Here is a 21,366-nt window from a genome sequence, read left to right as displayed (position 1 = left end):
TCCCCTCCCCCCCCGTCCAAGCCCAAGCCTCACCGGAGGGTGGACAACACCCCGCTCGGCATCGCCGCGATGTTCGGGTCGGTGTTCTTCTTCTCGCTGATGAACGTGCTGGTGAAGTTGCTGGTGGAGCGCTTCCCGGTCACCGAAGTCACGTTCTTCCGCAACCTGTTCGCGCTGATCCCGGTCTGCATCGCCATCCAGATGAGCGGCGGCTTCGCCAACGGCCTGCGCACCGCCCATCCCTGGGGCCATCTGGGCCGGGCGCTGATCGGCATGACCACCATGGTCACCATGTTCTGGTCGTTCCATCTGCTGCCGCTGGGCGACGCCATCGCGCTGAACTTCGCGGCGCCGCTGTTCCTGACCGCGCTGTCGGTGCCGCTGCTGGCCGAGAAGGTCGGCATCCACCGCTGGAGCGCCGTTCTGGTCGGCTTCCTCGGCGTGCTGATCATCGCGCGGCCGAGCGGCGACGTGTTCAACCTGGGGGCGGGGGTGGCGCTGATCGGCGCGATGGGCAACGCCTTCGCCGTCATCGCCATCCGGCAATTGAGCCGGACCGAGCCGCCCAACACCATCGTCTTCTATTTCTCCCTGCTGACCACGCTGGTGCTGGGACTGACCTTGCCCTTCGCCTGGATCACGCCGACGCTGGCCGACTGGGGCCTGCTGGTCGCCATGGGCATTCTGGGCGGCGCCGGCCAGTTGATGGTCACACGGGCCTATTCGCTGGCGCCCGCCGCCGTGGTGGCGCCGCTGAACTACACGGCGCTGCTGCTGGCGGTGCTGTTCGGCTGGCTGGTCTGGGACGAGGTGCCGACCGGGGCGATGGCCGTCGGCGCCGCCGTGGTGATGTCCAGCGGCCTTTACATCCTGCACCGCGAGACCCGCCGCAAGGCCACCCCGTCCAAGCCGGTGCCGCCCGGTTCCGACGACTGACCGCCCCGGCGCGGGCCCCAGACACGAAAAGCCCCTCTTCCCGTGAAGAAAGAGGGGCTTTTTCTTACAGCGCTACAACGCGCTCAGGCTCAATAGAACGCCTGGATGCCCGTTTGCACACGGCCCAGGATCAGGGCGTGGACGTCGTGGGTTCCCTCGTAGGTGTTCACCGTCTCCAGGTTCACCATGTGGCGGATGACCTGGAACTCGTCGGAGATGCCGTTGCCGCCGTGCATGTCGCGGGCGACGCGGGCGATGTCGAGCGCCTTGCCGCAGTTGTTGCGCTTCATCAGCGAGATGATCTCCGGCGACCAGTCGCCGTCGTCCATCATGCGGCCGGCGCGGAGGCAGCCCTGGAGGCCGAGCGCGATCTCGGTCTGCATGTCGGCCAGCTTCTTCTGGACCAGCTGGTTGGCGGCGAGCGGACGGCCGAACTGCTTGCGGTCCAGCGTGTACTGACGGGCGGCGTGCCAGCAGAACTCGGCGGCGCCCATCACGCCCCAGGCGATGCCGTAGCGCGCCTTGTTCAGGCAGCCGAACGGCCCGCCGAGGCCCGACGCGTTGGGCAGCAGGTTCTCTTCGGGGACGAAGGCCTCGTCCAGCACGATCTCGCCGGTCACCGAGGAGCGCAGGGACAGCTTGCCCTCGATCTTCGGGGTCGAGAAGCCCTTGGTCCCGCGCTCGACGACGAAGCCCTTGATCTTGTTGTCATGGGCGTCCGACTTGGCCCACACCACGGCCAGATCGGCGATCGGCGAGTTGGTGATCCACATCTTGGAGCCGCTCAGCAGATAGCCGCCGTCCACCTTGGTGGCGCGGGTCTTCATGCCGCCGGGGTCGGAACCGTGGTCCGGCTCGGTCAGGCCGAAGCAGCCGACCAGCTCGCCGGTGGCCAGACGCGGCAGCCACTTCTTCTTCTGCTCCTCGCTGCCGTAGGCGTAGATCGGGTGCATGACCAGCGAGGACTGCACCGACATCGCGGAGCGGTAGCCGCTGTCCACCCGCTCGACCTCACGCGCGACGAGGCCGTAGGCGACGTGGTTGACGCCCGGCCCGCCGTACTCCTCCGGGATGGTGGGGCCGAGCAGACCCAGCGCACCCATCTCCGTCATGATCTCGCGGTCGAAACGCTCCTCGCGGAAGGCGCCGATGACGCGGGGCTGCAACTTGTCCTGGCAGTAGGCGCGGGCGCTGTCGCGAATCAGCTTCTCGTCCTCGGAAAGCTGGGCGTCGAGAAGGAAGGGATCGTCCCACTGCATGCTCTTCACGGTGCGTCTCCTGCGGATTGGATTTGGTTCGTGTTCGAAAAGGTTGGCCGGTAAAGGCGATTGGGCGGCACTGTGCCGGGTCCTTTCCATAGTGACAAACACATATTCGCGATCCGCCCCATAACGAATTCCTATGCCCTATCCGGATCTTCCCTACGCGAACGATTCCGGAAAATTTTTAACGTGAAGCTTACCAATTCTTATGCAATTTTATCCTCATATCCTCAATTGGATACCCACTCAGACGGACTGCCAAGCTCGTGTTTGCTGCATTGCAACCAATAACGGCGTTCTCCGACCTCCCCTTGTTGTTTGGTTTGGCCTTGCTGACACTGTTGCACGAAGACGTCGCGATTGCGGCGGGGGCGAGCCTCATCAGTGTCGGCACCCTCAACATCGGCTTGGCAGCCTTCGCGTTGCTGGGTGGTATTGTTGTCGGCGACCTTATCATTTATTTCCTCGGAATGCTGTCGCTTCGGGTCGCCTGGCTGCAAAAGCGGACCGAGGGGCCGTTGCTTGAGCGGTGCCGTTCGGGATTGCAGAGGAATTTGCTGCCCGCGCTGGTGACTTGCCGTCTGGTGCCCGGTGTCCTGTTTCCCACCTATTTCGCCTGCGGCGCGATGAAGGTTCCCTTCGTTCGCTTCATCATCATCACCCTGGTCACCGCCGTCCTCCATGTCGGGCTGCTGCTGACCCTGATGACTTCGTCGCTCGAAGCGGCGGCTTTCGAGATGCAGGCCATCGGCCTCGTTCTGGTGCTGTGCATCGTCGGTCTGCGCACCAAGACGGCTCGTTCGGTCATGGCCACGGCGTTCGCGCGGCTGCGCCGGACCGTCGAACCGCATCTGCCCGACGCGCTGAAGGGCATGCCGACTCCGAACGCCATCGTGCTGCCCGGCCTGCCGGTGGTTCCGGCCGGCGCCCCCACCATCGGACTGGCCGAGCGCATCCCGCCGCTGCTGTTCTACATCCCGCTGGTGGTCCAGTGGTTCGCGCTGGGCATCCGGCACCGCAGCCTGACCCTGCCGACGGCGGCGAACCCGTCCATCGAGGCGGGCGGACTGCTGGGCGAATCCAAGATCCAGTGCATCGACCTGATCGGGCCGGAGGCGCGGCGCTGGGTCGCGCGCTCGGCCGCGTTGGTCAACCGGCCGACCTTGACCGAGGCCGATCTGGAACGGGCGGTGTCCGTCGCCGACCTGCGCTTCCCGCTGGTCGCCAAGCCGGACATCGGCTGGCGCGGCATCGGCGTGCGGCTGGTCCACGACGTGGCCGACCTCGCCGGATACCTGCGCGGCTTCCCCGAGGACTGCCGGGTGATCCTGCAGGATTACGTGCCCTACGCGGGCGAGGCCGGAATCTTCTACGTCCGGTTGCCGGGCGAGCGCAGCGGCCGCATCTTCTCGATGACCTTCCGCTATTTCCCCCATGTCGTCGGGGATGGGCGCTCCACCCTGCGCGCCCTCATCGCCCGCGACCCGCGCGCCGGCTGGAAGGCCGACCTCCATCACGAGGCGCTGGCCGACCGGCTGGACGAGGTTCCGCCGCCGGGCGAGGTGGTTCGCCTCTCGCTGGTCGGCAGCAGCCGCGTCGGCGGGCTCTACAAGGACGCCCGCGCCCATGTGACGGCGACGCTGGCGGCCCGTTTCGACGAGATCGCCGATTCGATGCCGGACTTCCATTTCGGGCGCTTCGACGTGCGCTTCCTGTCGGTGGAGCGGCTGGGCATGGGCGAGGATTTCCAGATCATCGAGGTCAACGGCGCCGGGGCGGAGGCCATCCACATGTGGGATCCGGAATTCCGCCTGACCGATGCCTACGCCGCGCTCTTCCACCAGCAGGCGCTGATGTTCGAGGTCGCCGCCGCCAACCGGGAGCGCGGGTTCAAGCCGCTGACCGCCATGGAGCTGGTCCGCTACCAACGGCGCCAGCAGGCGCTGCTGCCGCTCTACCCGGCATCGAACTGACGGCGGGAGCCTCCGGTTGCACCACAGCCTGCGCCATCTCCGCAACCGCCCCTCGCTGCTGACCGCCCTGGCCATGGCGATGGCCGGCGCGGGAGTCGCGGCGGTCTGGGTGAGTCCCCTGACCGCGTTGCTGATCGGCTGGAACGCCGGGGTGGCGCTGTACATCGTCCTCGCCTCCGCCCTGATGAGCCGGGCGACAATCGCGTCGATGCGCCGCCGCGCCCAGCGGCTCGACCCCGGCAAATGGGGGGTGCTGGTCGGAGCGGTGGCGGCGGCGCTGGCCTCCCTGGTCGCCATCGCGGTGGAGCTGATCGCCGCCAAGGGCCAGCCCCACGCCGGTCTCGCCGCCGGTCTCGCCGCCGTGACCGTGCTGCTGTCCTGGAGCTTCCTGCACGTCTTCTTCGCCCAGCATTACGCCCACGACTATTGGCTGAACGGCGAGAATTCGGATGGGAAGGGGCTGGATTTCCCCGGCAACGACCAGCCGGACTATCTGGAATTCCTGTATTTCAGCTTCACCGTCGGCATGACCGCGCAGGTCTCCGACGTGACCACCCGCGACGCCGGGATGCGGCGGCTGGTGCTGATGCACGGCGCCCTGTCCTTCCTGTTCAACACGGCGGTTCTGGCGCTGGGGGTCAATCTGGCCGCCGGACTGGTCGGCTGATCCGCGCTTGGCGGTCCGCCGCCGATTGGAGGGGTTCCATGGGTTGGTCGGCTTGGACACGCGCGTCGGGACGGCGGGTGGCGCTGCTGTGCCTGTTGGCCGGCGCCCCCGGCGCGGTCGCGGCGGAGGAGACGACCGGCGCGGCGCTCGCCGGCCTTCTGCGCCGCTACGACGCGCCGGGCGGGGTGCTGGCGCTGTCGGGTCCCGACGGCATCCTGCGCATCGCCGCCGCCGGGCTGGCCGACCGCGCCAGGGGAATCCCGGTCACGCCGGACACCCGTTTCCACATCGCGTCCACCGGCAAGATGATGACGGCGGTCGCGGTGATGCAACTGGTCCAGGCCGGACGCCTCGCGTTGAGCGACCCGGCCCTGCCGCTGGTCGACCTGCCGGGGGCGGAACGGCTCGCCAACCTGGGAACGGCGACGGTGGCGGATCTGCTCTCCCACCGCTCCGGCATTCCCGATTGCCTGCGCAACGCGGCGGCGTCGTCCGCCCGCCACCCGAGCCCGCGCTGGACGGTGGCGGAGGCGCTGACCGAGGCCCCCTGCGGCCCGCCCACCAAGCCCGGCGCCTACGTCTACTCCAACACCAACTACATGCTGCTCGGCCGCATCGTCGAGCGGATGGACGGGACCGGGCTGGCCGAGGCGCTGGAGGCGCGGATCTTCCGCCCGGCCGGGATGACCGCGACCAGCCTTGGCGCCGACCCCGCCGATCCCGCGGTCGCCCATGGCTACCGCGCGCCCAAGCCGGACGGCAGCCGCGCGGACGCCAGCCTCTACGCCTACTCCAGCCCGCTGGGCGACGCGCCGGTGACGACGACGGCCGGCGACCTGGAACGCTTCATGACCGCGCTGTTCCGCCGGTCGGGTCTGCTGCTCGACCCGGCGCTGCTGCGGGAGATGCTGGTGGACCGGGCCGGCGACGCCGAGGACGGCTATGGCTACGGCATCATGGTCGAGGACAGCGATTTCGGCCCGAAACACGGCCATCCCGGCCGGCTCGCCGGCTTCCGCACCGAGGCGTGGTACTACCCGGAGCGCGACAGCGTCGTCATCCTGATCATGAACGGCGACGAGAACACCGACGACGACGTCGGCCTGCTGCTGGCGCGCAAGCTTCTGGCCCCCTGACTTCGCGCCTTCTGAAAATATCACGCTTTTTATCCGACGACTCCTCCCCGACCGCCCGTACCAAGACATGCCAAGGAAACGCGGCCAGGAAAAACACGGGCGAGCGAGCGTCGGGACTGTCATGAAGATTCGTTGGAAACCGGTCGTCACCGGTGTGGTTCTCGCCGGTCTGGTCGGCGGCATCGGTTACGCGGTGGAGCAGAAGCTGTCGGCGCCCGCCAAGACCGCCGGTCGCGACGCCGGCCCCCCCGGTGGCCCCCCCGGTGGCCCTCCGGGTCCGGGCGGCCCTCCGGGTGCCCCCCCCGGTCCCGGCGGCAGCTCCCGCAACCCGGTCATCGCGGTGCAGGCCGGGACGGTGGCGCGCGAGGACGTCGCCATCTGGTTCGACGGCATCGGCACCGTCCAGGCCTTCAACAGCGTCACCGTGCGCGCCCGCGTGGACGGCGAGTTGCAACGGCTCGACCTGCGCGAGGGGCAGATCGTCAAGGCCGGCGACGTGCTGGCGATCATCGACTCGCGCTCGCTCCAGGCCCAGCTCGCCCAAGCCCAGGCCAAGAAGATGCAGGACGAGGCGCAGCTCGCCAACGCCAGGCGCGACCTGGAGCGCAACATGAACCTGAAGGAATTCGCCTCCAAGCAGACGGTGGACACCCAGCGCGCCCTGGTCGCCCAGTACGAGGCGCAGATCCGCGCCGACGAGGCCTCGATCGAGGCGGTGCAGGTGCAACTGAACTGGACCACCGTCACCGCCCCCATCCCCGGCCGCATCGGCCTGCGCAACATCGACACCGGCAACATCGTGCGGGCGAGCGACGCCAACGGCATCGCCACCATCACCCAGATCCAGCCGATCTCGGTCGTCTTCACCCTGCCGGAGAAGCAGCTTCCCGCCATCCTCGCCGCCCAGGAGCGTGGCGAGGTGGCGGTCCAGGCGCTCGACCGCGAGGCCAAGGCGGTGCTTGGCGCCGGCAGCCTCCAGGTGGTCGACAACCTGATCGACAGCGGCACCGGCACGATCCGCCTGAAGGCGACCCTGCCCAACGAGCCGCAGCGCCTGTGGCCCGGCCAGTTCGTGAACGTGCGTCTGCTGTCGGCGGTGCGGCGCGGCGCCACCACGGTGCCGGCCATGGTGGTGCAGCGCGGTCCGCAGGGCACCTTCGCCTACATCATCAAGGACGATCAGACCGTCGAGCAGCGCCCGATCACGGTCGGTCCCATCGAGGACAACAAGGCCATCGTCGAGGCCGGCCTCGCTCCCGGCGAGCGCGTGGTGGTGGACGGCCAGTACCGCCTGCAACCGGGCTCGCGCATCCGCATCGTCGATCCGGCCCCGGCCGGCGGCGCGCCCACCACCGGCGCTCAATCCAACGCCGTCCAGCCCAACGCCGTCCAGCCCGGCGCGGATCAGCCCAACGCCGCCGCCCCCGCCGGTCAGCCCACCCCAGTCGCCAACGGTGAACACCGGCGGGAGCGCGGTCCCCGCGACCCGAACACCCCCGACGCCCCGCGCCGTCGCCCACCGCCCGCCGAGGGCGCAGCTCCGGGGGGCAACGGCAGCGCCCCGGCCGAGACCGGCGCCGCTCCGGCGCGTGAGCGGCAGGAACGCTCATGAACATCTCCGCCCCCTTCATCCTGCGGCCGGTCGCCACCGGACTGCTGATGGCGGCGGTGGTGCTGCTGGGGCTGCTCGGCTACAGCACGCTGCCGATCTCGTCGCTGCCGACGGTCGATTTCCCGACCGTGCGCGTCACCACCCAACTGCCGGGCGCCGCGCCCGACGTCATCGCCTCGTCGGTCACCGCGCCGCTGGAGCGGCAACTGGGGCAGATCGCCGGCATCTCCTCGATGATCTCGACCAGCTCCTTCGGGCTGTCGAGCATCACCCTGCAATTCAACCTGTCGCGCAACATCGACGCCGCCTCGCAGGACGTGCAGTCGGCGATCAGCGCGGCGGCGGGCAGCCTGCCCAAGGGGCTGCCGAACCCGCCCGTCTACGACAAGGTCAACCCGGCCGACACGCCGATCATGGTGCTGGCGCTGAGTTCGGAAAGCCTGCGGATCGAGACGGTCAGCGACGCCGCCGACACGCTGCTGGGGCAGAAGCTCAGCCAGGTGGACGGCGTCGGCTATGTCGGCATCGAGGGCGGTCTGCGTCCGGCCGTGCGCGTGCAGGTCAACCCGGCGACGGTCGCCGGGCTCGGCCTGACGCTGGAGGACGTGCGCACCACCATCACCCAGGCCAACGTCAACGCGCCCAAGGGCAGCTTCGACGGGCCGCGCCAGTCCTGGACCATCGGCGTCAACGACCAGATCGAGAACGCCGCCGCCTACCGCCCGATCATCGTCACCTACAAGAACGGCGGCCCGGTGCGGCTGTCGGACATCGGCGCGGTGGTCGATTCGGTGGAGAACACGCGGCTGGCCGCGTGGCACGACGGCAAGCCGGCGGTTCTGCTCAGCGTCCAGCGCACGCCCGGCGCCAACATCATCGACACGGTGGACCGCATCCACGCCCTGCTGCCGTCCTTGAAGGAGACGCTGCCGCCGCAGATCCACATGGCGGTGCTGACCGACCGGACGGAGACGATCCGCGCCTCGGTGCTGGACGTGCAGAAGACGCTGGTGCTGACCTCGGCGCTGGTGGTGATGGTGATCTTCCTGTTCCTGCGCAAGGCGTGGGCGACGGTGATCCCGGCGGCGGTGCTGCCGCTGTCGCTGATCGGCACCTTCGGCATCATGGCGCTGTGCGGCTTCAGCCTGGACAATTTGTCGTTGATGGCGCTGACCATCGCGTCGGGCTTCGTCGTCGACGACGCCATCGTGATGATCGAGAACATCGTCCGCCACATCGAGAAGGGCGAGACACCAATGGCGGCGGCGCTGAAGGGCGCCCGCCAGATCGGCTTCACCGTGGTGTCGCTGACCTTGTCGCTGATCGCGGTGTTCATCCCGCTGCTGTTCATGAGCGGCGTGGTCGGCCGGCTGTTCCGCGAGTTCGCGCTGACGCTGTCCATCGCGGTGCTGGTGTCGATGGTGATCTCGCTGACGCTGACGCCGATGATGTGCGCCCGCCTGCTCAAGCCCGAGACCCACGACCGCCCGAACCTGCTGTTCCGCTGGAGCGAGCGCGGCTTCGACGCGCTGCTGCGCGGGTATGCCGCCTCGCTGCGGGTCGTGCTGCGCCACCAGCCGCTGACGCTGCTGTTCACCATCGCGACGCTGGTCGCCACGCTGTGGCTCTACGATTCGGTGCCCAAGGGTTTCCTGCCGCAGCAGGACACCGGCGTCATCATCGGCGTGACCGACGCCGCCCCGTCGATCTCCGTCAAGGCGATGGCCGAGCGCCAGCGCGCCGTCGCCGAGATCGTCCGCCGCGACCCCGACGTGACGGCGGTGGCGAGCTTCGTCGGCACCGGCTCGGTCAACGCCACCACCAACACCGGCAGCCTGACCATCGCGCTGAAGCCGCGCGACGAGCGTACCTCCTCGGCCGAGGAGATCATCGCCCGCCTGCGCGCCGCCACCGGCGGGCTGCACGGCGTGTCGCTGTTCATGCAGGCGGTTCAGGACGTGCAGATCGACAGCCGCGTCAGCCGCACCCAGTACCAGTACGTGTTGCAGGACGCCGACCCGCAGGAGCTGGCGAACTGGACCCCGCGCCTGATCGACGCCCTGCGCGCCCGGCCCGAGCTGACCGACGTGGCGAGCGACCAGCAGCCCGACGGCCTCCAGGTCTACCTGACCATCGACCGCGACGCGGCGTCGCGCCTGCACGTCCTGCCGCAGGCCATCGACGACACGCTCTACGACGCCTTCGGCCAGCGTCAGGTCTCGACCATCTACACCCAGACCAACCAGTACCGCGTGATCCTGGAGGTCGAGCCGTCCTTCCAGATGAACCCGGAGTCGCTGTCCAAGATCTACGTGAAGGCCAGCGGCGGCGGGGTGGTCCCGCTGAACGCGCTGGTGAGGGTGGAGCGCACCACCGCCCCGCTGGTCATCACCCACCAGGGCCAGTTCCCCTCGGTCACCTTGTCCTTCAACGTGGCGCCGGGCGTGGCGCTGGGCGACGCGGTGACGGCCATCGCCCAGGCCCGCGCCGGCATCGGCATGCCCGACACCGCCCGCTTCGCCGGCACGGCGGCCGAGTTCAACACCTCGCTGGAGACCCAGCCCTGGCTGATCCTGGCGGCGGTGGTCGCTGTCTACATCGTGTTGGGCATCCTCTACGAGAGCAACATCCACCCGATCACCATCCTCTCCACCTTGCCGTCGGCCGGCGTCGGCGCGCTGCTGGCGCTGATGGCGACCGGGCACGAGCTGTCGCTGATCGCGTTGATCGGCATCGTGCTGCTGATCGGCATCGTGAAGAAGAACGCCATCATGATGATCGACTTCGCGCTGGAGGCCGAGCGCCACCAGGGCATGGCGCCGGAGCGTTCGATCTACGAGGCCTCGCTGCTGCGCTTCCGCCCGATCATGATGACGACGATGGCGGCGCTGTTGGGTGCCCTGCCGCTGGCGCTGGAGCACGGCGCGGGGTCGGAACTGCGCCGCCCGATGGGCATCGCCATCGTCGGCGGGCTGCTGGTCAGCCAAGTGCTGACGCTCTACACGACGCCGGTGGTCTATCTCTACATGGACCGGCTGGGCCGGCTGCTGCGCCCGCGCCGCAAGACGCAAGCGCATCCGCCCGGCAACGCCGAGCCGGCGGCGGCGGAGTAGACGGCGATGTCGCTCTCCACCCCCTTCATCCACCGTCCGGTCGGCACCTCGCTGCTGATGGTGGGGTTGATGCTGCTGGGCATGGTCGCCTACCGCTTCCTGCCGGTCGCCCCGCTGCCGGCGGTGGAGTTCCCGACCATCGTCGTCTCCGCTTCGCTGCCCGGCGCCAGCCCGGAGACGATGGCGGCCTCCGTCGCCACCCCGCTGGAGCGCCGCCTCGCCCGCATCGCCGGCATTTCGGAGATGACGTCGAGCAGCACCTCGGGAAGCGCGTCGGTCGTCGTCCAGTTCGACCTGAACCGCGACATCGAGGCGGCGTCGCGCGACGTGCAGGCCGCCATCAGCGCGGCCGGGGGCGATTTGCCGGCCGACCTGCCGAGCCCGCCCCGCATGCGCCGGATGAACCCGGCCGACGCGCCGGTGATGACGCTGGCGATGACCTCCACCACCCTGCCGCCGGGGGAGGTCTTCTCGCTGGCCGAGACGGTCATCGGCCAGCGCCTGAGCCAGCTCGACGGCGTCAGCCAGGTGAGCATCAACGGCGCCGAGAAGACCGCCGTCCGCGTGCGCGCCAACGCGGCGGCGGCCGCGTCGATGGGCGTCAGCCTGGAGATGATCCGCAGCGCCATCTCGCAATCCAACGCCAACGGTCCAAAGGGCAGCTTCGACGGCGCGCACGAAACCTGGGCCATCGGCGCCAGCGACCAGATGTTCAGCGTCGATGCCTACCGCGACCTGATCGTCACCGAGAAGAACGGCCGCACCATCCGCCTGTCCGACGTGGCGGACGTGATCGAGGCGCCGGAGAACAGCCGCACCGCCGCGTGGTACGACGGCAAGCGCGCCGTCCTGATCAACATCCAGAAGCAGACCGGCGCCAACGTGGTCGACACGGTGGACCGCATCCGCGCCGAGCTGCCGGTGCTGGAAAGCTGGATGCCGCCCAGCGTCAGCATCGCCATCCGCAACGACCGCACGCCGATGATCCGCGCCTCCATCGTCGACGTGCAGAAAACGCTGGCGATCACCGTCGCGCTGGTGGTGATGGTGATGGCGCTGTTCCTGCGCCGCCTGTGGACCACCGTGATCCCGACCGCCGCCGTGCCGCTGTCGCTCGCCGGGACCTTCGCGGTGATGTGGGCGGCGGGCTACAGCCTGGACAACTTCTCGCTGATGGCGCTGACCATCTCGGTCGGTTTCGTGGTCGACGACGCCATCGTCGTCATCGAGAACGTCGTCCGCCACATCGAGAAGGGCGAGACGCCGTTGCAGGCCGCCCTGAAGGGCGCGCGGCAGGTCGCCTTCACCGTGGTGTCGATCAGCCTGTCGCTGGTCGCGGTCTTCATCCCCATCCTGTTCATGGGCGGCATCATGGGCCGCCTGTTCCGCGAGTTCGCCGTGGTGCTGTCGGTCGCCATCGTCGTCTCGGCCTTCGTGTCGCTGACGCTGACGCCGATGATGTGCGCCCACCTGCTGACGGCGGAATCCGAGCGCAAGCCGCCGGGGCGGGTCGGCCGCGCGCTGAATTGGATCGGCGACCGGCTGTTCGGGCTCTACGCCGACGGGCTGGATTGGGCGCTGGCGCATGGGCGGGTCATGCTGCTGGCGACCGTCGCCATCCTCGGCGTCAGCGTCTGGCTTTACGGGCAGGTGCCCAAGGGCTTCGTGCCGCAACAGGACACCGGCCTGCTCAACGGGTTCAGCGACCCGCCGCCCGACATCTCCTTCCAGGGGATGCTGGCGCGCCAGCGCGCCTTGCAGGACGCCATCGCGGGCGACCCGGCGGTGGAGAGCGTCGGCGCCTCCATCGGCGGCGGCGGGCCGGGCGGCACCTATTCCGGCCAGATCTTCATCGCGCTGAAGCCGCCCGCCCAGCGCGAGGACACCACCACCGTCACCCAGCGCCTGCGCATGCGGGCGGCCCGCGTGCCGGGGGTGCAGCTCTACCTCAGCCCGGTGCAGGACATCCGCATCGGCGGCTTCTCCGGGCGCAGCCAATACCGCTATTCGTTGATGGACTCCAACATCGAGGCGCTCAACACCTGGGCACCCCGGCTGGTGGACAAGCTGCGCACCCTTCCGGAACTGGTGGACGTCGCCAACGACCGCCAGAACGGCGGCGTCCAGGCCAACATCGCGGTGGACCGCGACGCCGCCTCGCGGCTGGGGGTGTCGCTGAGCGCGCTGGAGGCGACGCTCTACGACGCCTTCGGCCAACGTCAGGTCTCGACCATGTACCTGATGCAGAACCAGCACAAGGTCGTGCTGGAGGTCGCTCCCGAGAAGGCGCTCGGCCCCGACGACCTTAAAAAGATGTACATCCCCGGCCGTGAGGGACTGGTGCCGCTGTCCACCGTCGCGACTGTGACGCTCGGCAACCAGCCGACCGGCATCCGGCACCAGGACGGCTTCCCGGTCGCCAACCTGACCTTCGACCTCTCCCCCGGCGTCTCGCTGTCCCAGGCGACCGAGGTCATCGCGCGGGCGGCCGAGGACATCGGCATGCCGGCCAGCATCCGCGCCGGCTTCCAGGGTTCGGCCCGCGCCTTCCAGCAGTCGCAGTCGAGCCAGGGGCTGCTGATCCTGGCGGCGCTGATCACGATCTACGTGGTGCTGGGCGTGCTGTACGAGAGCCTGATCCACCCGCTGACCATCCTGTCCACCTTGCCCTCGGCGGGGCTGGGGGCGCTGATCGCGCTGATCCTGACCGGCTACGAGCTGTCCATCGTGGCGATGATCGGCATCATCCTGCTGATCGGCATCGTCAAGAAGAACGCCATCATGATGATCGACTTCGCCCTGGAGGCGGAGCGCACGCGCGGCCTGACGCCGCTGGAGGCGATCCGCGAGGCCGGTCTGGTGCGCTTCCGCCCGATCATGATGACGACGATGGCGGCGCTGCTGGGCGCCGTGCCGCTGGCCGTCGATTACGGTATCGGCGGCGAGCTGCGCCGGCCGTTGGGCATCGCCATCATCGGCGGGCTTCTGGTCAGCCAGATGCTGACGCTCTACACGACCCCGGTGGTCTATCTGGCGCTGGAGCGTCTGGCCCTGCGCCGCAAGCGCGGCCGCCACACGCTGGCCCCGGCGGAGTAGAGGGGTGCTTAGGCTTCAGCGATACAACCGCTCAAAGCCCCTCTCCCCTTGCGGGAGAGGGGTTGGGGTGAGGGGACCGCAAATCTTCCGCCTTCGGCGGAATACCCCTCATCCCAACCCTTCTCCCGCAAGGGGAGAAGGGCTCTTTCATTAAGGGAGGCGGCGACGGACGGGTGCATGTTCTGGCCATTTGCCGTAATCCTGCCCCATGCGGCGGCACCGGATGGAACGGCGATGAGCGACACCGACAGCGACGGCGCCCTGATGGCGCGCGTGGCCGGCGGCGACGCGGGTGCCTTCGACCGGCTGGCGGCGCGCCACATGCGGCGCGCCGTGGCGCTGGCCCAGCGGATGACCGGCAACCCGTCCGACGCCGACGAGATCGCGCAGGACGCCTTCCTGCGGGTCTGGCAGCACGCCGCCCGCTGGGACGGCGCGCGCGCGGCCTTCACGACTTGGCTGTACCGGATCGTCGTCAACCTCGCCATCGACCGGGGCCGACGGCCCGGCTGGGACCCGCTGGAGGCGGCGGGCGAGCTGCCCGATTCCGCCCCCGACGCGGTGACGCAAATCGCCGAGCGGCAGACCGCCGCCCTGGTCAACCGGGCGCTCGACGCGCTGCCCGACCGCCAGCGCGCCGCCGTCGTGCTGTTCCACCAAGAGGGCCTGAGCCTGAAACAGGCCGCCGAGATTCTGGGAATGAACGAGACCGCCTTCGCCTCGCTGCTGGCGCGGGCCAGGGCGGCGCTGAAGACGGCGCTCGCCGCCGGGAGGATGCCATCATGACCGACCGCCAATTCCTCCAGTGTATGGACGCCTACGGCGCCGATCCCGTCCGCTGGCCGCCGGAGTTGCGCGCCGCCGCCGAACAGGCGCTGGCCGCCTCCCCCGCGCTCCGCGCCGCGTTGCGCGAGGCCGAGGCGTTCGACGGCTTGCTCGGCGGCCTGCCCCCCGTGGTCGAGGAGGCCCGAGTCTCCCGCCTGCTGTCGGTCGTCGGCGAGGCGGCGCGGGCGACGCCCCAGAACGCGGCCCCGGAGACGCTGATGGTGCTGCTGCTGGGCCGTATGCCGCGTCGGATGGCGGCGACGCTGTGCGTGACGCTGGTGGCGCTGGGCTGGCTGGCGGGCAGCCTCGCTTTGCCGACGGGCCTGCCGCGCCCCCCCACGCGGGACGTCGCCCTGCTGAGCGACGACGTGGTGACGCTGTTCGATGGAGATTCGCGATGATCGGCACCCGGATCGGTTCGGCCATCGGTTCGGCGGCGGCGCGGGTCCGGCCGCGCACCAGTCTGCGCACGCTGGCCCTGCTGTCGCTCGGCCTCAACCTGTTCCTGGCGGCGGCCCTGCTGGCGACGTGGCACCATCCGCCCCCGCCGCCCTATCAGCCGATGCCCGACCGCTTCGTCGAGCGCATGGCCCCCGACCTATCCCCCGCCGACGCCGCCCGCATGCGCGCCGCCTTCGAGCCGCTGCGCCCGCGCTACGCCGCGCTGACCGAGGAGTACCGCGAGGCCGGGCAAGCGGTGCGCGCCCTGATTCAGCAGGAGCGATTCGATCCCCAGGCCCTGCGCGCCGCCACCGAGGCGGCCCGCGCCAAGCGCCGCCAGCTCGGCGAACTGACCGAGGAGACCGTTCTCGGCCTGATGCCGGAGCTGTCCCCGGCCGGGCGACTGCGGCTGATCGGCTCCGGCCGGGCGTTCTGAGCGGAACCTTTCCCATATGCCTAAAAATTAGGCAAACCCACTCATCCACAGGCGGGACAGGCCCGACGGAAGGGTGCGGCCGATCTTGTTCGGGAACTGCGCACACATCTATCCACAGATTCTGTGGAGAAGAAAACGGGTCGAAATCTTATCCACACAAATTCACATTCTATCATCCCCAGGAAATATCGATTCATGACCCGACGATCCTTGTATCCACGCCCGATCTGAAATATTCAAAAAGGACGGATCGGCAAGGATGAAAGGTATTCATCATGATCGGGGATGTGTTTCATCCAAGAAAATCGACCATTTCATTGCGTGTCGATCATCGCGTCAAAGCAGCGGCGAAGAATTACGCACGCCAACGGCAAACCCCGTTGGCCGAGGTGATGCGCGACCTGCTGGCGCGCTACGTCGCCGAATGCGCGACGGAGAACGCGTCGGCCAGCCCGGACCTGTTGAAGGACCGGCCGACCCAGTTCGTGGACTTCGCCCGCCTCCAACGGATCCTGCCCCCCGCCGAGTGAGTCCCCGTCACCGCCCCCTCATGCCAAGGGGCGATACCCCGAACCAGCGGCGGAAGGCACGGCTGAAGGCGCTGACCTCCGAATAGCCGAGCAGCGCGCCGATGTCGGCGATGGGCACGTGGCGCTGGCGGATGTAGACGGCGGCCAATTCACGCCGCACCTGTTCGACGAGGTCGGAGAAGCTCAGCCCCTCCTCGGTCAGGCGGCGTTGCAGGGTCCAACGGGCGATGCCCAGCGTGTCGGCGATGTCCTCAACATAGGGATAGCCCTCCGGCAGGCGGGCACGGACCTCCGCCTTCACGCGGTCGAGCAGGGCCGGGGCGCCGGTGTCGCCGGCGATGTCCACAAGCGTGCCGCACAGCGCGGTCAGCCGGGCCATGTCGCCGCCCGGCATGCGGCGGTCGAGGTCGCGGTCGCGCAGCACCAGCGCGTTGGTCCGCTGGCCGAAATGGGCCGGGGCCTCGAACAGGGATTCGTGCTGGCGCCAGCCTTCGGGGCGGGGATGCTCGAAATGGACCTCCTCCGGCATCCAGGAGGGCCCGAGCCCGGCGCGCACCACATTGGCGAACATCCCCATGGTCAACTCGGCGTCCTGCCGCCGCTCGACGATGCGGCCGTCGAGGATGCGGTATTCCAGCCGCAACAGCCCGCCGTCGCGAACGAAGCGCGTCTCCGTCGCCTGCTGGTGAAAGGGAAACAGCCGGGCCAGATGGTCGAGCGCCGCGCCCAGCGTCGGCGCCGACAGCGCGATGCGGCCGATCAGCCCCAGCCTCTCGGGCTGGAACTGGCGTCCGAACAGCAGGCCGAAATTGTCGTTGCCGGTGGCGCCCGCCGCGACCTCCATCATCGCCACATAGGCGCCGAGATCGAGCGCGAGGTCCGGCCGGCCCAGGGCCTTCTCCTCCACGCCCGCGCGATGGAACACGTCGTCGGGGCAGCCGCCCTGCCCGACGATGAAGCCGGCGACGCCCGACGCGGCGGCGGCCAGGATGTTGTGCTGCATAAAGGGTGGGCGTTGCCCGTAAGTCTGCCTGGAAATCGTTCCGCGCGGCGTCATGGAGCAGCCTTTCGAAACCGGTTTGCCGCAACGCAGCAAACGCCGTGCCGAAGTCGTCGCCAAGAATGCCGATTTAATTCGCCGCGCACTATTGCACGAAGGGCGGAGGTTTTCTTGGCACGCGAAAGCACCGCCACAGCGTTCGCGGTGGCGGTGCGGGTGTCGCGTCTTGTGCGGGAGCAAGCCCTTCTCCCCTTGTGGGAGAGGGGCTTCACCCCGTCACGGCGTATCGGTCATCGTGCGCGCTTCCATGTGCGCGAGGTTCAGCAGCGGGTCGCCGCTGCCGCGCAAATCGGCGGTGAAGCGGTAGAACAGGTAGCCGACCGCGAAGAGCCCGACGAACAGCCCGAAGACCAACGTGTTGAAGTAGATCATCGTCCCCAGCGCCAGCACCGCCAGCACCAACGAGATCGCCGGGAACACGGGGTAGAAGGGCGCGCGGTATGGGCGCTCCAGCTTCGGCTCGAGGACGCGCAGGCGGAACAGCGCGGCCATGCTCATGATGTACATGACGATGGCGCCGAACACCGACATGGTGACGATGTTGGCGGTCAGCGGCAGGCCGCCGATCTGGATCAGTTCGTCGGAGAAGATGGCGGCGATGCCGACCACGCCGCCGGCCAGGATCGCCCAATGCGGAGTCTTGCGCGTCGGGTGCACGGTGGCGAAGACCGGCGGCAGGAAACCGGCGCGCGACAGCGCGAAGATCTGCCGGGAATAGCCCATGATGATGCCGTGGAAGGACGCGATCAGCCCGAACAGGCCGATCCACACCAGCATGTGCAGCCAGCCGCTGGATTCGCCGACCACCGCCTTCATCGCCTGGGGCAGCGGGTCGTTGATGTTGGACAGCGCGTTCCAGTCGCCGACGCCGCCCGCGAAGATCATGGTGCCGAAGGCCAGCACCACCAGGGTCAGGATGCCGCCGATGTAGGCGCGCGGCACGGTGCGGCGCGGATCCTTGGCCTCCTCGGCCGCCATCGCGGCGCCTTCGATTGCCAGGAAGAACCAGATGGCGAAGGGGATCGCCGCGAAGATGCCGCTGAGGCTGGTGATCGAGAAGCTGTTGCTGCCGGCCCAGCCGTTGGCGGCGAAGTTGCTCCAGGCGAAGCCCGGCGACACCACACCCATGAACACGACCAGTTCGAAGATCGCCAGCACCGTCACGAACAGCTCGAAGGTCGCGGCGATGGACACCCCGGCCACGTTCAACCCCATGAAGATGACGTAGGCGCCGACCGCCGCGACCTTCGGGTCGAGCGCCGGAAACTGCACGTTCAGATAGGCGCCGATGGCCAGCGCGATGGCTGGCGGCGCGAAGACGAACTCGATCAGCGTCGCGAAGCCGGCGACGAAGCCGCCGGTCGGCCCGAAGGCGCGGTAGCTGTAGGCGAACGGCCCGCCCGCGTGCGGGATGGCGGTGGTCAGCTCGGTGAAGCTGAAGATGAAGGTGGTGTACATCGCCGCGATCAGCACGGTCGTGACGAGGAAGCCGAGCGACCCCGCCGCCGCCCAGCCGTAGCTCCAGCCGAAATACTCGCCGGAGATCACCAGCCCCACGGCGATCCCCCACAGGTGGAGCCCGGTCAGGCTCTTGCTCAATTCAGGCTTCGTGTTCCCAGACATGAAGATCCCTTCTGCCCCTGTTCAAGGCGTCGGTCACGGGTTGTGGATCAGGTCCGGTCCCTGCTTTTTCGTGTCGTTGTCCGGACCCACCAGGGACGGGGTGTCCTCCTTCAAGGCGACTCCCGTCAGTTTCAGCCGCGCCGCCTCGGTGGCGAGCCAGCACAGCTTGTCGGCCGCCGCCCCGATAGGGAGGCCGCCGGCGTGGATGTTGGAGATGCAGTTGCGCTCGGAATCGGCGCGGCCGGGCTTCGGCTCCCAGGTCAGGTAGACGCCCAGCGAGTCCGCCGCCGACAGGCCGGGCCGCTCGCCGACCAGCAGCGCCACCAGACGCGCGCCCATCGCCGCCCCGACCGCGTCGCCCAGCGCGACACGCGCCTGTTCGGCCAGCACCACCGGCCCGACGCGCAGGGTCTTGCCCAGCCGCTCGAAACAGGCATGGACCAGCGGCGCCGCGTTGACCTGCACCGCCGCCGCCGAGAGCCCGTCGGCGATCACGAACAGCAGGTCCCAGTCGCCGGCCGGCAGCCCGGAGGCGCTCGCCGGGTCCAGCCGGCGCCCCAGGTCCGGGCGGCGCAGGTAGGTGGCGCGGTCGGGAGCGGCGCTGTGGACGCGCAGGCTCGGGTGCGGCGCCAGATCGGCGGCCAACCGGTCGAGATCCACCGCGCTGTGGACCGCGTCGCGGGCGCGGGCGTGGGCGAGCTGGAACTCCAACAGGGCCGTGGTGGGCAGCGCGTCGCCGCTGCGCCCCAGCCCGATCCGCGCGCGGGTGGCTTGGCGGAAGCGCGCCCAGGGATCCTTGGAATCGTTCATACGGCGGCCCTCCCCAGCAGGGCCGAGACGACGAGGCTCCGGTCGGGCCAGGGAGGCAGGCGGCGCTGCTCGTCGAGCCAGCCGGCCTTGTCCAGCCACGCCTCGAACTCCGGGGCGGGCGGGCGCTTCAGCAGGTGCCGCAATCCCAGCACGTCGTGGTAGGACAGGCTCTGGTAGTTCAGCATGACGTCGTCGGCGCCGGGCACCGCGATCAGGAAGTTGACGCCCGCCGTCGCCAGCATCGTCATCAGGACGTCCATGTCGTCCTGGTCGGCCTCGGCGTGGTTGGTGTAGCAAGCGTCGCAGCCCATCGGCACGCCGAGCAGCTTGGCGCAGAAATGATCCTCCAGCCCGGCCCGCGTGATCTGCTTGGCGTCGTAGAGGTATTCCGGCCCGATGAAGCCGACCACCGTGTTGACCAGCAACGGGTCGAAGGCGCGGGCGACGGCGTAGGCTCGGGCCTCGACCGTCTGCTGGTCCACCCCGAAATGCGCGTCGGCCGACAGGGCGGAGCCCTGCCCCGTCTCGAAATACATCACGTTGTCGCCGACGGTGCCGCGTTTCAGGGATTTGGCGGCGTCGCGCGCCTCGGTCAGCAGCGCCAGCGACACGCCGAAGCCCCGGTTGGCCTTCTCCGTCCCGGCGATGGACTGGAACACCAGATCGACCGGAGCGCCGCGCTCGATGGCCTGGATCGTCGTGGTGACGTGGGCCAGCACGCAGGACTGCACCGGGATGTCGAAGCGCGTGCGCACCGCGTCCAGCATCTCCAGCAGCGCGACGCAGGCCGGGACGTTGTCGGTCGCCGGGTTGATGCCGATCACCGCGTCGCCGATGCCGTAGAGCAGCCCGTCCAGCGTCGAGGCGGCGATGCCGGCCGGGTCGTCGGTCGGGTGGTTGGGCTGCAACCGGCTCGACAGCCGCCCCGGTAGCCCGATGGTGGTGCGGAACCGCGTGACCACCGAGCATTTCGCCGCAACGCAGACCAGATCGTGGTTGCGCATCAGCTTGGACACCGCCGCGACCATCTCCGGCGTCAGGCCGGGGGCGAGGGACGCCAGCGCCGCCGTGTCGGCCGCGTAGGACAGCAGCCAGTCGCGGAACTCCCCCACCGTCATGTGGGCGACCGGGCGGAAGGCCTCGGCGTCGTGGCTGTCGACGATCAGCCGGGTGACCTCGTCGGTTTCGTAGGGGATCAGGGTCTCGTTCAGGAAGGTCTTCAGCGGCAAATCGGCCAGCACCATGCGGGCCGCGACCCGGCGCTCGTCGCTGTCGGCGGCGATGCCCGCCAGCTCGTCGCCCGACCGGCGCGGCGAGGCGCAGGCCATCACCGCCTTGAGGTCGTCGAACCGGTGGCGATGCCGCCCCAGATCCCGCGTGTGGACCGCCATGGCCGTCCTCCCTGCTCTGCGTCACGGGATGAAGCATGGCATGGACGGCGGCGGGGTCGGTTGACATTGGAACACAAAAACCGGCGGCCATAGACCGATGGAGCGGGCCTCACACCAACGGGGCAGACAGGAGGCGCAATCGGAGAGTCGGTGGCCGACCGTGGTCCGAACGCTTGGCCAGGGCGTTCATTCGGTCATGGGGAGCGCGGCGAAATCGATATCGCCGGAACGCTCCCCCGGTTTTTGACGATTGGAGATCGACATGCTGACGCTTCTGCGCACCGCCGCCCTGGTTCTGCCCCTGATCGCCGTCGCCGCCTGCGACCGAGAAGGCCCGGCCGAGCGCGCCGGCAAGTCTCTCGACAACGCCGGCCAGAGCGTCAAGGACGCCATCGACCCGCCGGGTCCGGCCGAAAAGGCCGGCCGCGCGGTCGACAGGGCGGTGAAGTAACCAG

General features: G+C 69.1%; 17 protein-coding genes. 12 read left to right on the top strand and 5 right to left on the bottom strand.

Annotation, left to right across the window (positions count from 1 at the left end; translation table 11 throughout):
- Window positions 1-39: 39 nt before the first annotated feature.
- Window positions 40-936 carry a DMT family transporter gene (locus EJ913_RS12335; protein ID WP_244939337.1) on the top strand — a complete coding sequence of 299 codons (897 nt, stop codon included), beginning with the start codon at window positions 40-42 and terminating at the stop codon, window positions 934-936.
- Window positions 937-1,025: 89 nt separating this feature from the next.
- Here the strand turns inward: EJ913_RS12335 and EJ913_RS12330 are convergent, their stop codons facing one another.
- Window positions 1,026-2,195 carry an acyl-CoA dehydrogenase gene (locus EJ913_RS12330; protein ID WP_274390034.1) on the bottom strand — a complete coding sequence of 390 codons (1,170 nt, stop codon included), beginning with the start codon at window positions 2,193-2,195 and terminating at the stop codon, window positions 1,026-1,028.
- Window positions 2,196-2,527: 332 nt separating this feature from the next.
- On the opposite strand from EJ913_RS12330, the gene EJ913_RS12325 reads away from it, so the two are divergent.
- The 10 genes from EJ913_RS12325 to EJ913_RS12275 all read left to right on the top strand — a co-directional run bounded on the left by EJ913_RS12325 (window position 2,528) and on the right by EJ913_RS12275 (window position 16,027).
- Entirely contained in the window at window positions 2,528-4,171 is a 1,644-nt protein-coding gene (locus tag EJ913_RS12325) for a VTT domain-containing protein (RefSeq protein WP_244939336.1), read from the top strand.
- Between the two features lie 16 nt (window positions 4,172-4,187).
- Complete coding sequence (locus tag EJ913_RS12320) at window positions 4,188-4,838, top strand: DUF1345 domain-containing protein (protein WP_126998191.1); 651 nt, start codon at window positions 4,188-4,190, stop codon at window positions 4,836-4,838.
- Between the two features lie 38 nt (window positions 4,839-4,876).
- A complete protein-coding gene (locus EJ913_RS12315) occupies window positions 4,877-5,974 on the top strand; it encodes a serine hydrolase domain-containing protein (protein WP_126998189.1) in 1,098 nt (365 codons plus the stop codon).
- Window positions 5,975-6,095: 121 nt separating this feature from the next.
- Window positions 6,096-7,586 (top strand): efflux RND transporter periplasmic adaptor subunit, encoded by a 1,491-nt coding sequence (locus EJ913_RS12310; RefSeq protein ID WP_280531377.1) that lies wholly within the window; start codon window positions 6,096-6,098, stop codon window positions 7,584-7,586.
- Window positions 7,583-10,699, top strand: coding sequence for a multidrug efflux RND transporter permease subunit (locus tag EJ913_RS12305; protein WP_126998187.1), 3,117 nt, complete (start codon window positions 7,583-7,585; stop codon window positions 10,697-10,699). Before EJ913_RS12310 ends, EJ913_RS12305 begins: the two co-directional genes overlap by 4 nt.
- A gap of 6 nt (window positions 10,700-10,705) precedes the next feature.
- A complete protein-coding gene (locus EJ913_RS12300) occupies window positions 10,706-13,795 on the top strand; it encodes an efflux RND transporter permease subunit (protein ID WP_126998185.1) in 3,090 nt (1,029 codons plus the stop codon).
- Between the two features lie 234 nt (window positions 13,796-14,029).
- A complete protein-coding gene (locus EJ913_RS12290) occupies window positions 14,030-14,581 on the top strand; it encodes an RNA polymerase sigma factor (RefSeq protein WP_126998181.1) in 552 nt (183 codons plus the stop codon).
- Window positions 14,578-15,021, top strand: a complete 444-nt coding sequence (locus tag EJ913_RS12285) for a hypothetical protein (protein WP_126998179.1) — start codon at window positions 14,578-14,580, stop codon at window positions 15,019-15,021. The genes EJ913_RS12290 and EJ913_RS12285 overlap by 4 nt, the downstream gene beginning before the upstream one ends.
- A complete protein-coding gene (locus tag EJ913_RS12280; protein ID WP_126998177.1) occupies window positions 15,018-15,497 on the top strand; it encodes a periplasmic heavy metal sensor in 480 nt (159 codons plus the stop codon). The genes EJ913_RS12285 and EJ913_RS12280 overlap by 4 nt, the downstream gene beginning before the upstream one ends.
- Before the next feature lie 275 nt (window positions 15,498-15,772).
- The gene (locus tag EJ913_RS12275; RefSeq protein WP_126998175.1) at window positions 15,773-16,027 is read left to right on the top strand and encodes a hypothetical protein; all 255 of its coding nucleotides are present in this window, start codon (window positions 15,773-15,775) and stop codon (window positions 16,025-16,027) included.
- 7 nt (window positions 16,028-16,034) lie between these two features.
- Here the strand turns inward: EJ913_RS12275 and qhpR are convergent, their stop codons facing one another.
- The 4 genes from qhpR to EJ913_RS12255 all read right to left on the bottom strand — a co-directional run bounded on the left by qhpR (window position 16,035) and on the right by EJ913_RS12255 (window position 20,911).
- Window positions 16,035-17,030, bottom strand: a complete 996-nt coding sequence (gene qhpR / locus EJ913_RS12270; protein ID WP_126998173.1) for an AraC-like transcriptional regulator QhpR — start codon at window positions 17,028-17,030, stop codon at window positions 16,035-16,037.
- Between the two features lie 273 nt (window positions 17,031-17,303).
- Window positions 17,304-18,710 (bottom strand): ethanolamine permease, encoded by a 1,407-nt coding sequence (gene eat / locus EJ913_RS12265; RefSeq protein ID WP_126998171.1) that lies wholly within the window; start codon window positions 18,708-18,710, stop codon window positions 17,304-17,306.
- A 33-nt stretch (window positions 18,711-18,743) separates the two neighbouring features.
- On the bottom strand, window positions 18,744-19,520 hold the full coding sequence (gene eutC / locus EJ913_RS12260; protein WP_126998169.1) for an ethanolamine ammonia-lyase subunit EutC: 777 nt from the start codon (window positions 19,518-19,520) through the stop codon (window positions 18,744-18,746).
- A complete protein-coding gene (locus EJ913_RS12255) occupies window positions 19,517-20,911 on the bottom strand; it encodes an ethanolamine ammonia-lyase subunit EutB (protein WP_126998167.1) in 1,395 nt (464 codons plus the stop codon). The genes eutC and EJ913_RS12255 overlap by 4 nt, the downstream gene beginning before the upstream one ends.
- Before the next feature lie 262 nt (window positions 20,912-21,173).
- On the opposite strand from EJ913_RS12255, the gene EJ913_RS12250 reads away from it, so the two are divergent.
- Window positions 21,174-21,362 carry a hypothetical protein gene (locus tag EJ913_RS12250; protein WP_126998165.1) on the top strand — a complete coding sequence of 63 codons (189 nt, stop codon included), beginning with the start codon at window positions 21,174-21,176 and terminating at the stop codon, window positions 21,360-21,362.
- Window positions 21,363-21,366: the final 4 nt, after the last annotated feature.

The sequence above is a fragment of the Azospirillum doebereinerae genome (assembly GCF_003989665.1).
Taxonomy (GTDB): domain Bacteria; phylum Pseudomonadota; class Alphaproteobacteria; order Azospirillales; family Azospirillaceae; genus Azospirillum; species Azospirillum doebereinerae.
The sequence above is the reverse complement of the archived record's forward strand: the minus strand, read 5'-3'. Positions and strand labels throughout refer to the sequence as shown.

Coding starts and splice junctions, on each gene's coding strand:
- EJ913_RS12330 (WP_274390034.1), bottom strand. CDS start 2,195: ATGCAGTGGGACGATCCCTTCCTTCTCGACGCCCAGCTTTCCGAGGAC.
- EJ913_RS12315 (WP_126998189.1), top strand. CDS start 4,877: ATGGGTTGGTCGGCTTGGACACGCGCGTCGGGACGGCGGGTGGCGCTG.
- EJ913_RS12310 (WP_280531377.1), top strand. CDS start 6,096: ATGAAGATTCGTTGGAAACCGGTCGTCACCGGTGTGGTTCTCGCCGGT.
- EJ913_RS12305 (WP_126998187.1), top strand. CDS start 7,583: ATGAACATCTCCGCCCCCTTCATCCTGCGGCCGGTCGCCACCGGACTG.
- EJ913_RS12300 (WP_126998185.1), top strand. CDS start 10,706: ATGTCGCTCTCCACCCCCTTCATCCACCGTCCGGTCGGCACCTCGCTG.
- EJ913_RS12290 (WP_126998181.1), top strand. CDS start 14,030: ATGAGCGACACCGACAGCGACGGCGCCCTGATGGCGCGCGTGGCCGGC.
- EJ913_RS12285 (WP_126998179.1), top strand. CDS start 14,578: ATGACCGACCGCCAATTCCTCCAGTGTATGGACGCCTACGGCGCCGAT.
- EJ913_RS12280 (WP_126998177.1), top strand. CDS start 15,018: ATGATCGGCACCCGGATCGGTTCGGCCATCGGTTCGGCGGCGGCGCGG.
- EJ913_RS12275 (WP_126998175.1), top strand. CDS start 15,773: ATGATCGGGGATGTGTTTCATCCAAGAAAATCGACCATTTCATTGCGT.
- qhpR (WP_126998173.1), bottom strand. CDS start 17,030: ATGCAGCACAACATCCTGGCCGCCGCCGCGTCGGGCGTCGCCGGCTTC.
- eat (WP_126998171.1), bottom strand. CDS start 18,710: ATGTCTGGGAACACGAAGCCTGAATTGAGCAAGAGCCTGACCGGGCTC.
- eutC (WP_126998169.1), bottom strand. CDS start 19,520: ATGAACGATTCCAAGGATCCCTGGGCGCGCTTCCGCCAAGCCACCCGC.
- EJ913_RS12255 (WP_126998167.1), bottom strand. CDS start 20,911: ATGGCGGTCCACACGCGGGATCTGGGGCGGCATCGCCACCGGTTCGAC.
- EJ913_RS12250 (WP_126998165.1), top strand. CDS start 21,174: ATGCTGACGCTTCTGCGCACCGCCGCCCTGGTTCTGCCCCTGATCGCC.